The organism is Roseofilum reptotaenium CS-1145 (genome assembly GCF_028330985.1).
Taxonomy (GTDB): domain Bacteria; phylum Cyanobacteriota; class Cyanobacteriia; order Cyanobacteriales; family Desertifilaceae; genus Roseofilum; species Roseofilum reptotaenium.
Genome location: NZ_JAQMUE010000074.1, coordinates 137,298 through 147,834 on the forward strand (window position 1 = coordinate 137,298; position 10,537 = coordinate 147,834).

A 10,537-nucleotide genomic window follows, 5' to 3' on the forward strand; every position below is an offset into this window, starting at 1 on the left:
AACCCGTTCTCAACCCCTTGACTGATCGCTTCACAAATCTACATAGACTACAATGTATCTTAACCATTCGCCAACTCAGAATCTTGGCTTGCTGCCCTCAACTGTAGAAATATGCAACTGAAACCCTTCAACAGTCAATCCTCTTGGCTCTTCTCCCTGATCTTAATTGCGCCGTTCTTCTTCTGGGGAACAGCTATGGTCGCGATGAAAGGTTCTCTTCCTCACACTACCCCCTTCTTTGTAGCTACCCTGCGTCTGGTTCCTGCTGGACTTTTAATCCTGATTGCCGGTTGGCTCACTCAACGCTCCCAACCCCAAGGATGGAAAGCTTGGTTATGGATTAGTCTCTTTGCCCTTGTGGATGGAACCCTCTTCCAAGGCTTTCTTGCCCAAGGATTAGTCCGAACCAATGCAGGACTCGGATCGGTGATGATTGACTCCCAACCTCTAGCCGTAGCACTACTGGCTGCTGGGTTATTCGGCGAAACGATTGGTCTGTGGGGGGCATTCGGCTTAATCCTAGGCATAAGTGGCATTAGCCTGATTGGATTACCCGATGAATGGATTTTAGGTGGATTTCCGGTACAAGAGATGCCCAACTTGACCCAAATTTTCCAGAATGGACAAGGATTAATGCTCTTTGCTGCCCTCTCCATGGCAGTGGGAACCATTCTCATTCGTTATGTGAGCCGTCATGCCGATCCAGTCATGGCCACCGGTTGGCATATGATCCTAGGAGGACTTCCCCTGATGCTCGCCTCTGGACTTTGGGAAACTCACCAATGGGATGGACTATTGATCAATGATTGGATGGCGATCGCCTATTCAACGATTTTTGGCAGCGCGATCGCCTATGGACTCTTCTTCTACTTTGCTTCCTCTGGAAACTTAACGAGCCTCAGCTCCCTCACCTTCCTCACCCCTATCTTTGCCCTCCTGTTTGGCAATCTGATCCTCGAAGAAATCCTCAGTCCCTTACAATGGCTAGGTGTAGGCTTAACCCTAATCAGCATCTACTTAGTTAATCAACGAGAAATCCTAGCGGCCACATTTAACCTGAAATTTTTCCCCAACCCGGATTCCACCCTCGCCCCACAGATAGTCGAAATTGATAAGCATAATCTCTAAACTGTAGAGTCGAACAGCCCTTCGACCTTATGGTAAAATCCGCTTAGAATCCTGCATACCCATACCTCAAATTGCTCAACCCCCTTCCGAGCATCTGCTGAAACGCCCATTCCCATGGCATAACCCCCCAAAACAGGGAGGACATATCCTTGCCAGATCAAGCAATCCAAGGTATCACAGACTCATAGATTCTGATCCATAAACTCGCTTCTCCGGCAGCGGCTTACCCTAATGTCCTATCGCCTCCCCTTATGTATTTTTAGTACCCTTGCCAGTCTAGGAATCATCACTTCTGCAACGGCGATCGCGCCAGCGATGGTTGCCGAGCGCAGTCGAGGTATGGGTCACATTATTGCTACTTCTGGCTTATCCAACCCTGAAACCAGACCTCTTCTGCTGGCTCAAGCCTCTGAAAATGCTTGCGCTCAGGGTCTAGAATTAGCTCAGAAAGCTAATCAAGCCGGAAAAATTGCCACCACTGCTGGGCAATGGACTCAAATCTCCAAGCAATGGCAACAAGCCGCCGACTTCATGGCTCAAGTGCCCGCAGAAGATGACTGTTATGCCAAAGCTCAAGAGAGGATTAACTTTTATCGCAATAACAGTGAAGTTGCTTTAGAAGAAGCTGACAAAAACCGCACTCCTAGACCCTTTCTCGTCCTGGGCGCTCAGGGAGAAGCGGTTACCCAACTTCAGCAACAGCTTAAAGACTTAGGTCATTTTCAAGGTGAAGTGGATGGTATTTTTGCTCAAACGACCCAGGAAGCCGCGATCGCATTCCAAAACGCACAAGGATTAGATCCTGATGGTCAAGTCGGTCAAAATACTTGGGATAAGTTAGACTCTGCCCTCATTGCCCAGGCTTCTAGCAAAGCTGAAAGCGAAGAAAATGAATCAGAGAAAGATAATCAGGAGCAAAAACCCTCTAAGAGACAAGGGATCATCGGTTGGGTGATGATGGGGTTAGGAGGCTTAACCGTTTTAGGAGGAACGGTTTTTATCCTCCTTAAGCTGCTCAATCGACGAGTAGAAGAAGAGGAGTTTGAAGAGGAAGAAGACGAGGAAGAACTAGAATCAGTCGAGTCAGGAGCTGATTCTTCCGCCCCTGAACTGATGCCTTCTCTGGCTCAAGCCGCTCTAGAAAAACTGCGCAATGGGAAATCAGCTCATCACGATCCAGAAACCGAATCCCAAGGTTTATCTGAAGAGCAAACCGAGCAAATTTCTCCAGAAAAAAACGCCCATCCAGAACTCGAAAAAGAACCCATTTCTTCTGAAGATTCTTCTTCAGAATCGGAGAAAACCGATCAGCTTTTGCCCGTTAATGAAACCACCCGTTTACCTAAACTTACAATTGTTGAAGATTTAATTAAAGATTTAGAAAGTGCCGATCCTCAAAAGCGCCGTCAAGCCATTTGGGAATTGGGACAACGGGGGAATTCTTTGGCAGTGCAACCCTTGCTTAATTTACTGTTCGATTCTGATTCAGGACAGCGGACTTTAATTTTATCTGCTCTATCGGAAATTGGCGTAAAAACCATTAAGCCCATGAATCGAGCTTTATCTTTATCGTTACAAGATGATAATCCGGATGTCAGAAAAAATGCGATTCGAGATTTTACTCGCATGTATGAATTAATCGCCACCGTCAGCCATATGATGTGCCATGCAGTTGACGATCCAGATGAAGAAGTTCAAGAAGTTGCTGAGTGGGCTGTATTACAATTAAGACGGATTAGTGCTGCATCTAACATGGTGCAATTGAAAGAGAAAAAATCATCTAAGGAATCTGATGATTTTCCAGATGATGATGATTAGTGAAATTCCAAATAAAAAGGCAGGTATTCGAGGGGGTTTAATGAAGAATAAGTTTATGCAGTATGAGTTTTGGGAAGATCGGATTCTTGAAGCTTCAGACGGTGATGTGGGTCTGTGGCAAATACTTTCTGAAGTCCGTTCAATTTTCCCAAAAGCCAACGAACAGGAAAGAAAAGTGATAACACTGGAAATAGTTCGGGAATACCTAAACAGTGGATTTATAGAACTAGCAATGCTTGAGTACAATAATGACAATAAACTAGAATTCAAGATTTGCGATCTAGACATTGATAGTGCTATACATCGCATTGATCGTGAATGGAGCGAATTAGGAACAGAGCCGAGTATTGGCGATATAGCTTATCTAATCACAACAGACAAAGGAGACCAAGAAGCTGATAGAATCTCACAAAGAACCAAAGAACACTCAGAATCTGATTAACTTCAAATTCAGTAGTTTTGCAATACCTTAATTTGTCGATTTAGATTAGACCTCTTGCATAATTGTGCAGAAAATAAATGGCAATGGAGTAATCCTGCATTCTTACCCCTATTCCCTATTCCCTCACCTTCTGCAAGAAGTCTATTATTGTCGAGTGAATTTATGACTAGAGGCATCGATCGCCCCTCGATCTTCTAGAACGGCTGCCACGCGCAAAATGAGTGCCTCATTATAGGGAGCTGCTACAATTTGCACTCCCACCGGGAGCTGATGGGGACGATGAACAGGAACGGATAAAACAGGTAAGCCAATAAAAGAGAGGGGTTGAGTATAGCGACCTAAGTTAGGACGAAGTAACACGTCTTCTCCTTGTATATTGAGGGTGGTTTGACCGATGGGGGTGGCGACACAAGGGGTAGTGGGAGCCAGAATAACATCGACTTCCCGAAAAACTTCCCGAATCCGATCGCGATACCAGCGCCGAAATCGTTGTGCGTTTAAGTACCATTGCGCGGGAATCATAGCTCCAGCAAAAAAGCGATCGCGCGTCGCTGGATCGAAGTCCTGCGGGGAGGCTTTCAAATCGGATAAATGAACATTAGCCCCCTCACTGGCTGTAATCAGATAAGCCGCTTCCCTCGCTCTCGCTGCTTCGGAGAGCTTCACTGTCTGGGTTGCGCCTAATACTTGAGCTACCTTTTCTACTGCCTCGAAAACCTCTAGCTCTCCCCCTTGAGTAAAATAATCATCGGCGATCGCGATCCGTAAAGACTCGATCGGTTGATGCAGTTGCGGCAGACAGGGTTCGGGGGGCAACGTACAACAGACCGGATCGAGAGGATCTTCCCCTTGCAAAATATCAAACAACGTCGCCATATCTCGCACGGAGCGACCAAAAGGGCCAATATGATCCAGGCTACTGGAAAACAACATCACTCCCGCACGGGACAAACGACCATAGGTCGGTTTCAAGCCATAAACGCCACACAACGCCGCTGGAATTCGGATTGAACCATTGGTATCTGAACCTAAACTAAAGGGTACTAAACCCCCAGCAACTGCCGCTGCCGAACCTCCAGATGATCCTCCCGCTATGCGGCTTAGATCGTGGGGGTTATGGGTGGGGCCATAATGGGCATTTTCCGTCACAAACCCATAGGCATATTCATCCATATTCAAGGCTCCCACCACAATGGCTCCCGCTCGCTTTAAACGGGCGATCGCCGTGGCATCTTGCCTCGCTCGAGCATGGGAGCGATGGATCTTGGAACCCGCTACCGTGGTTACCCCAGCAATATCAAATAAATTCTTCACCGCAAACGGAACTCCAGCCAGCGCCCCTGGGCGATCGCCCCTTTCGAGTCCTCGATCTAAGGCTTTGGCCTTGTCCAAGGCTTCTTCTGCTAAGAGCGTGGTAAAACAATTTAGGGAGGGATTATGGCGATCGATGCGGCTTAACGTCGCCTCCATAACCTCTTGGGCACGATATTTTTGGTTGCGTACCCCACGAGCGATCGCAACCGCATCCAGATAATCAAGATCCAAGGTCATGGCTTAAAAATGGGAGCAACTTCAAGATCTTCAGGCAAAGGAAATTGGTTCAGAGATTGGGCGATCGCCATCAATCGAGTTATATTGTCGATCGTGCCTGGCTGATTTGCCCACTCTGGTGGTAAATCGAGCATGGATGCCATTTGTACCACAAACGTTTCTGGATCGGGGTCTTGAGTATTCATCGGATCGGTTCACCAAAGCCTCCCATACTTGTTGCAATTTAGCATATGGAACGAACTCGACTCTCCTATTTTCCTCATTCTGGTATGGTTTGGCGACCGTTTTATCTATGGATCTGGGCACTGATAGCTGGGGGTTTATTATCTGTCGCTATAGATGATGAGGCGATCGCTCGACCCCCTGTTTCTTCTCCTCCTGCACGTCCTACTCCAGAGGAATTATTACCTCCTTCTAATCCTGAACCCGAACTTCCCAAGCTGGCTACTCAGATTGTAGTCAAGATGGAATATTAACTGATAGCGGCTGGTTTTCTGCTTTAGAATTACGCTTTCCTCTGGTTAAAATTACCCAGTGGGAAGCCCAAGTCCAATTGACTCCTTTTTTTGATTATGGCATTGGTTGGAATTTCTCCGGTAGGGATACCCAACCGTTATCTTCCTTGGGAATTGGCTTACGTTGGGAACAAGAAAATTTAACGGTTGGAGTTCAATGGGGAATTGCTTTAATCGATAATCCCGTTAATCAGGGTACTTGGCAGGATAATGGCTTTTCGTTTTTTGTTTTATCTAAGCCGTTTTAATCAAATTGTCCTAGCTTACACATAGAGATATATAGCGCTTCGCGCTAGGCAATAGGCAATAGGCATGAATAGCAATAGCTTGTATGGCTTAGGTTCTAAGGCTTCAAGCTGTAGCTCATAGAAGAGAGAAACGCTATATATGCTATTATGCTGATATGACTTCAAGAATCGTTGTAGATACGAGCGTTTTCATTAGTGCGTTAATTAGTCCGAGTGGCCCAAGCCCAGAAGTAATTCGACTTTGTTTGAGCCGTGAATATAAGCTGATATTGGGAAATCCTCTGTTTTCTGAGTATTAATCTGTTGTTTTTCGCTCCGATATTTTCGATCAATGTTCTCTAACTGAAGAAGAGATTTTGGAGTTATTTCAAGCTTTTTAAAGGTTTCAGAATGGGTGAATATTTACTTTTTGTGGCGACCGAACTTGAGAGATGAGGCTGATAACCATTTAATTGAACTTGCTCTAGCAGGTGGTGCTTCATCGATTGTTACCAATAACCTGAAAGATTTCCAAAACGCTGAACTATTATTTCCAAAATTATCGATCTTAAAACCAGAAGTAATGATAAGGAATAGGTGAATATGGCAACTTTAATGATTCAATTACCAGACGATCAATGCGATCGCCTTCAAGATTTAGCGAAAGCCAAAGGAGTCAGTATAAATAAACTGATTGAAGAGCTTTCAGTGCTTGCTTTGACTGAGTTTGAGGCAGAACGTAGATTTAAAGCTATGGCAACTCAAGGTAACCCCAACAAGGGATTAAGACTATTGGAAAAACTGGATAATCTGAACTAATATCAAAGCCATTGTAGGAAGACCAAGAACGTTCAGATTAGTACTGTTGTTTTTTTGTTCATTTTTATCCTCACTTTTGGCTTCTTCGTCCTCTAGCAGATGAAGCGGGTTTCAATTTAGTTTTCAGCAATCTAGGAATATCAGCAAGTTTCTGCGCCACAGAAATTTTACCAGCTTTAAAGGCTTCTAACTTGCGATCGCCTATTTCCGTATTCACCATCGAACCTCTTCCTGCTTTCGCCTCACCCACTAATAATCGGGACGCAATTAAGGCTGCATGGCGTTTTCGGCGAAGTTTGGGGGACTGTTGACCCGCTAAATAGGCTACTACCGGTTTATCAATGGCTTCACTAATATACTGGGCAGCTTGTTCTTCTCCTCCAAGTCCACCCATCTCACCCACAAGAACGATCGCATCGGTTTGGTCATCTTCTTCTAAAATTTGTAACCATTGGGCAAACGAAGACCCTAAAATGGTTTCTCGGCCTAAACCCACCCCTACGGATTGGCCCAATCCTGCCTTACTTAACTCTAAGGCTACCTGATAGGTCAGAGTATCCGCGCAACTAATTACACCAATGCGGCCGGGAGTATAACATTGAGTGGGATGGGTTCCCAGTAGTACTTGACCTGGGACAATGATGCCGGGACAATTGGGCCCCAAGACTAAGGTTTCCGTCACTTCCGCTTTACGCAGTAACTTCACCATATCCAGGGGAGGCATTCCAGAGGGAATTAAAATCAGATTGCGAATTCCAGCGGCGATCGCCTCTAGAGCAGCATCAAGCATTTCATAGGGCGAGACAAAAATCAACGATGTATCAATCCCCTCCACCTGAGTCACTGCCTCTTCCACCAAATCAAATGTGGGAATGCCTTCAATCTCTTGACCTCCATCTCCCGCACTCACCCCTGCCACCACATTCGTACCATACTCTTTCATTAACCGGGCATGGACTCCTCCTAAAGCCTGGGTAATTCCTTGGACTAATACTTTTTGAGTATGACTAAAGTTCATGGGTAATCAGGGCGCTTTTTTTGACAGAACACTTAAAGTTTACTGGGAGCCAAAGCTGCTTTAATTGCTGCTTCTAGGTCTTGTATCCACGTAATTTGAAATTGAGCTAATCGCTCTTCCATCTCTGGACTCAAGGGATCTCCCACCACTCTGAGAATAACTGGAATTGAACGACTCACAGGTGATCGAGATCGGCGTTCTAATACCTTTAGGATCGTTTCAGCAATACGATCGCTCGGCGTTAAACTACCGATCAAATTCATGAACAAGACCTCCTCATCCGTCCCATCGAGTACCCAATCCAAGGCAATTTCAATCCGCTCACAGAGTTGGTCGGCTAACCATCCCCCTTGAAAGTCCCCAGCAATATCTAAGCACCGGCCTGGATTACCTCGGTTACTATAGATTAAATCGAGGGTGGCCATCATCAATCCTGTGCCATTGGATAAGACTCCAATTGTGCCCTCTAAATCCATCAGATGAAAGCCCAAATCTCGTATCTTATCTCTTTTCTGTGGGCGATCGCCATTAACCTCTAACTTCAACGGATTAGCCTTGAGCAATCCAGGGGCATGTTGGGGCAATAAGTCCACCATATCCGGATGGCGGCTTAAGGCCTCGTCATTCACCGTTATCTTACCATCTAGAGCCATCACACTGCCATCGGGACTTACGCCCAAAGGATTGATTTCTACCACATCCAGGTCTTTATCCACAAACAATCGATACATTTTTTCAATGATTTGACTAACCGATTGAATCAAGCGCCCCTGGAGTCCCATCTTCAACACCAAACGGCGAGCATAAAAGGGTGAAAAAGCCTGGTCTACCACCACCAATTGCATTTGTTCCATCACCGCATCGAGATCCACCCCGCCTTTCTTCGACCCTAACAGTACTGGTCGTCTAGCCTGAGTATCCAAAACAACTGCCAGATAGAACTCTTGGTCGGCATTGTACTTAGCCTCTGCGAGAATCACATCTGGATAATCTCCCATAATCGGCAGATTCGCGATCGCTTGGGCAGCCGCCACTGCATCAATGGTATTTTCGGCAAACTTTACCCCTCCAGCCTTACTGCGACCTCCAGCCCGCACTTGGGACTTCAATACTACGGGATAGGGAATCTTCAATCCTTTCAACTCAGCCGGATGATTGATGCACTGAGACGGCAATATTGGAATGCCAATCTCCGCGAATAGTTCCTTAGCCTGATACTCTAGTAAATCCATATAAAATTAGGGGTTAGACAAGATGGGTGATTTGTTAATCTTTTATTTTATCCAGAATTTAAAAATCTAGAATTTTAAAATTATTCTTGACGACTTTGAACCTCCTGCTCCCCCCCCAAGTCTAAACATACAGAAATCACTAATGACGAGGAACGGGTTGCGTGGCTGCTAGATTAGCTCATCTTTGGGGCCCCGATCGCAGGAATGGTGATTCTGAATCATCCAATCATGATTCAGAATTAGTCCATCGATGTCTTCAGGGAGATTCCCAGAGCTATCGCCTATTATATCGCCGTTATCAAGCCCAGGTTCGCTCCACTTTGTATCAACTTTGTGGGCCATCTCACCTGGATGATCTGGTTCAGGATGTATTTTTACGAGCTTGGAAAGGACTACCCAAGTTTCGGAGAAGTGCTAAGTTTTCGACTTGGCTCTACCGAATTACTTGTAATGTAGCCTCGGATCAACGACGACAATTGGCGAAACAGAATCAACTTTCCTTGAATGTGGATCTTTTGTCTGTGTCTGAAAACACATCCGATTTAATGCAACTCCATTATCAAGATTTGGTGCATCGAGGTCTAGAACAATTGAGTTGGGAACAACGCACAGTTCTGGTTTTGCATGATTTGGAAGATGTACCGCAAAAGGAGATTGCTCAGGTTTTACAGATTCCTGTGGGGACAGTGAAATCGAGGTTATTTCATGGCCGAGCAGCCATGCGTAAGTTTTTGGAAGCACAGGGAGTGCAATTATGAAGCCACTTAATCCTCAATCTTCATCGGGTGAGCCAGAAAAAGACGATCGCCTGGTTGAGTTTCTGCATCACTATCGCCCTTGCCCTCCACCAGAGACAAGGGGACTGGAAGAGCAAATTCTGCAAGACATTCAGAGCCTTCATCCTGAAACACCGATAAGTCGCAAAAGGAGAAAGGTTTGGGTCGTAGGGGCGATCGCCGCTAGTCTGGTTTTGGGGATGGGTGGATATGCCCGCTGGTCTACTCAAATGGCAAGCCAACCCCTATCCGAAGAAGAAATCGCGTCATTAGATCAATTTTTGCAAGCCACTTGGCAGGAAACGGTCAGTCTGACTGGCCAAGAGTTGTCTTGGGTTCAAGACGATCCATTGCTTCTCTGGGAATCTTCCCCATAAACCCATTAGTTTATTCATCCAACCGAAGAGGTATCTCAAAATGATGTCTGTTAATGTTCGTTCGATCGCTCGGGTCTGTGCTGTTAGCTTCACCTTACTGGTTCTTGGTGGGGGAATGGCTGAAGCTCAATCGCGTCGGAATTGGGATAATCAAGGTACGATTATGGCTCAACAAAGAGGCTGGGGTCAGCGCGGAACAAATAGTGGATTGATGCAACAGTTGAATCTTTCTGAACAACAGCAACAGGACATTGAAGCTATTCGAGACCGCTATAAACCCCAATTGGAACAAGGTCGAGAGGCCATGCAGCAAGCTCGCGAGCAGTTGCGCAATTTAATGGCAGGAAATGCCGATGAGAGCCAAATTCGGAACCAATATCAGCAGGTGCAACAGTTGGCTCAACAAATGGGAAATCTTCGTTTTGAGAGCATGATGGAGATTCGTGCAGTGCTTAATGAGAGTCAACGGCAACAGTTTGCTGAGATGATGAATCAAAAACGCGATCGCTTTGGCCCAGGTCGAGGAAATCGTTGGGGTAATCAAGAATAACGAATCATTAGCAATTGGTTAACGCATCGTCGTAGTGGCGTGGCAAGCTTAATTTGATGCAATAGGATTTTGCTTAAATTCTCT

General features: G+C 45.8%; 13 protein-coding genes and 1 pseudogene. 10 read left to right on the forward strand and 4 right to left on the reverse strand.

Annotated features, from left to right (window positions below):
• The first annotated feature begins 111 nt into the window (after positions 1–111).
• From PN466_RS13145 to PN466_RS13155, 3 genes are all read left to right on the forward strand, one after another.
• Complete coding sequence (locus tag PN466_RS13145; RefSeq protein WP_271940090.1) at positions 112–1,128, forward strand: DMT family transporter; 1,017 nt, start codon at positions 112–114, stop codon at positions 1,126–1,128.
• Between the two features lie 231 nt (positions 1,129–1,359).
• The gene (locus PN466_RS13150) at positions 1,360–2,946 is read left to right on the forward strand and encodes a peptidoglycan-binding protein (RefSeq protein ID WP_271940091.1); all 1,587 of its coding nucleotides are present in this window, start codon (positions 1,360–1,362) and stop codon (positions 2,944–2,946) included.
• Complete coding sequence (locus PN466_RS13155) at positions 2,933–3,388, forward strand: hypothetical protein (protein WP_271940092.1); 456 nt, start codon at positions 2,933–2,935, stop codon at positions 3,386–3,388. The genes PN466_RS13150 and PN466_RS13155 overlap by 14 nt, the downstream gene beginning before the upstream one ends.
• 144 nt (positions 3,389–3,532) lie before the next feature.
• Here the strand turns inward: PN466_RS13155 and PN466_RS13160 are convergent, their stop codons facing one another.
• On the reverse strand, positions 3,533–4,933 hold the full coding sequence (locus tag PN466_RS13160; protein WP_278003087.1) for an AtzE family amidohydrolase: 1,401 nt from the start codon (positions 4,931–4,933) through the stop codon (positions 3,533–3,535).
• Between the two features lie 2 nt (positions 4,934–4,935).
• Entirely contained in the window at positions 4,936–5,124 is a 189-nt protein-coding gene (locus tag PN466_RS13165) for a DUF4089 domain-containing protein (RefSeq protein ID WP_271940094.1), read from the reverse strand.
• 45 nt (positions 5,125–5,169) lie between these two features.
• Between PN466_RS13165 and PN466_RS13170 the strand changes: the two genes are divergently transcribed.
• The 4 genes and pseudogenes from PN466_RS13170 to PN466_RS13180 all read left to right on the forward strand — a co-directional run bounded on the left by PN466_RS13170 (position 5,170) and on the right by PN466_RS13180 (position 6,500).
• The gene (locus PN466_RS13170) at positions 5,170–5,415 is read left to right on the forward strand and encodes a hypothetical protein (protein ID WP_271940095.1); all 246 of its coding nucleotides are present in this window, start codon (positions 5,170–5,172) and stop codon (positions 5,413–5,415) included.
• On the forward strand, positions 5,409–5,702 hold the full coding sequence (locus PN466_RS13175; RefSeq protein ID WP_271940141.1) for a BamA/TamA family outer membrane protein: 294 nt from the start codon (positions 5,409–5,411) through the stop codon (positions 5,700–5,702). The genes PN466_RS13170 and PN466_RS13175 overlap by 7 nt, the downstream gene beginning before the upstream one ends.
• A 155-nt stretch (positions 5,703–5,857) precedes the next feature.
• A pseudogene (locus PN466_RS26335) lies at positions 5,858–6,282 on the forward strand (putative toxin-antitoxin system toxin component, PIN family).
• Positions 6,283–6,284: 2 nt separating this feature from the next.
• On the forward strand, positions 6,285–6,500 hold the full coding sequence (locus PN466_RS13180; protein ID WP_271940096.1) for a toxin-antitoxin system HicB family antitoxin: 216 nt from the start codon (positions 6,285–6,287) through the stop codon (positions 6,498–6,500).
• Positions 6,501–6,570: 70 nt separating this feature from the next.
• Here the strand turns inward: PN466_RS13180 and PN466_RS13185 are convergent, their stop codons facing one another.
• Together PN466_RS13185 and PN466_RS13190 are read right to left on the reverse strand one after the other, a co-directional pair.
• On the reverse strand, positions 6,571–7,518 hold the full coding sequence (locus PN466_RS13185; RefSeq protein WP_271940097.1) for a succinate--CoA ligase subunit alpha: 948 nt from the start codon (positions 7,516–7,518) through the stop codon (positions 6,571–6,573).
• A 32-nt stretch (positions 7,519–7,550) separates the two neighbouring features.
• Positions 7,551–8,750 (reverse strand): ATP-grasp domain-containing protein, encoded by a 1,200-nt coding sequence (locus PN466_RS13190; RefSeq protein ID WP_271940098.1) that lies wholly within the window; start codon positions 8,748–8,750, stop codon positions 7,551–7,553.
• Positions 8,751–8,911: 161 nt separating this feature from the next.
• Here PN466_RS13190 and PN466_RS13195 point away from each other — a divergent pair, with 161 nt between their 5' ends.
• From PN466_RS13195 to PN466_RS13205, 3 genes are read left to right on the forward strand one after another with little or no spacing between them, the layout of a single operon-like run.
• Entirely contained in the window at positions 8,912–9,508 is a 597-nt protein-coding gene (locus PN466_RS13195; RefSeq protein WP_271940099.1) for a sigma-70 family RNA polymerase sigma factor, read from the forward strand.
• The gene (locus tag PN466_RS13200) at positions 9,505–9,903 is read left to right on the forward strand and encodes a hypothetical protein (RefSeq protein ID WP_271940100.1); all 399 of its coding nucleotides are present in this window, start codon (positions 9,505–9,507) and stop codon (positions 9,901–9,903) included. The genes PN466_RS13195 and PN466_RS13200 overlap by 4 nt, the downstream gene beginning before the upstream one ends.
• A gap of 40 nt (positions 9,904–9,943) precedes the next feature.
• Positions 9,944–10,453 (forward strand): Spy/CpxP family protein refolding chaperone, encoded by a 510-nt coding sequence (locus PN466_RS13205; RefSeq protein WP_271940101.1) that lies wholly within the window; start codon positions 9,944–9,946, stop codon positions 10,451–10,453.
• Positions 10,454–10,537: the final 84 nt, after the last annotated feature.